Origin of the sequence: Hymenobacter ginkgonis, from assembly GCF_009755225.1 — a bacterium.
GTDB classification, from domain to species: domain Bacteria; phylum Bacteroidota; class Bacteroidia; order Cytophagales; family Hymenobacteraceae; genus Hymenobacter; species Hymenobacter ginkgonis.
Window position 1 is genome coordinate 1 of sequence record NZ_WQKZ01000036.1, and the last position, 241, is coordinate 241.

Here is a 241-nt window from a genome sequence, read left to right on the forward strand (position 1 = left end):
ACTCACGCCAACTTGGTCTACAGATACCGTTACTTGGGCAGGCTGGCTAGCCAAACCCAGGTTGTCGGTCGCTACCAAGCTGAAGATATAATTGCCCACGGCCAAGCCACTGATAGTGGGCACGGCCACGGTTTTGCTGCTGAACGTGGCCGTATTGGGCCCGCTCACCTGGCTCCAGGTGTAGGAACTGATGGTGCCGTCCGCATCCGTAGCGGAGCCAACAAGCGTAGTTGAAGTGGTG

The 241-nt window shown here is 57.7% G+C and carries 1 protein-coding gene; it reads right to left on the minus strand.

All coding sequences use genetic code 11. From position 1 onward, the window contains the following. Nucleotides 1-241 (minus strand): PKD domain-containing protein (locus GO988_RS23975; RefSeq protein WP_198173037.1); only part of this gene is annotated, 241 nt, incomplete at both ends.